Consider the following 586-nt stretch of genomic DNA (forward strand, 5'->3'; position numbering starts at 1 on the left):
GCCGCGCAGATCCGCGTGCACGACGAGCACGGCGACTGGGCCGGCACCGCCGGAGTCAGCGAGCTGGGCACCACCACCGAGCCACCGGCCGACGGGCAGGTCTGGGCGGGCAGCGTCACCAAGACCTTCACCGCGACCCTGGTCCTGCAGCTGGTGGCCGAGGACCGCATCGGGCTGGACGACCCGGTGGCCGGGCACCTGCCCGAGCTCGGCCTGGACGAGCGGATCACGGTGCGGATGCTGCTGCAGCACACCAGCGGGCTGTACAACTACACCGGCGAACCCGACACCGACGGAACGTTCACGATGGGCCTGCCCTCCCACGGCAAACCGTGGGTGGACAACCGGTTCCACACCTACCACCCCGAGGAACTCGTGCGGTTCGCGCTGGCCCAGCCGCGGCGGTTCGAACCGGGAACCGACCAGAGTTACGCCAACACCAACTACACCCTGGCCATGCTGCTGATCGAAAAGGTCACCGGCCTACGAAGACGCCGGCGAGTGGAAGGTGACCGACGTCAGCCGCCAGAACCCCTCCCTGCTGGCCGGCGCGGGCGACCTCATCTCGACGGCCAAGGACCTGAGC

1 pseudogene is annotated in these 586 nt (G+C 69.5%); it reads left to right on the forward strand.

The features are described from left to right. Positions 1-586: pseudogene (locus OO60_RS44855) on the forward strand (serine hydrolase domain-containing protein); the annotation flags it as partial.

The sequence above is a fragment of the Amycolatopsis vancoresmycina genome (assembly GCF_000716785.1).
Classification (GTDB): Bacteria; Actinomycetota; Actinomycetes; order Mycobacteriales; family Pseudonocardiaceae; genus Amycolatopsis; species Amycolatopsis vancoresmycina.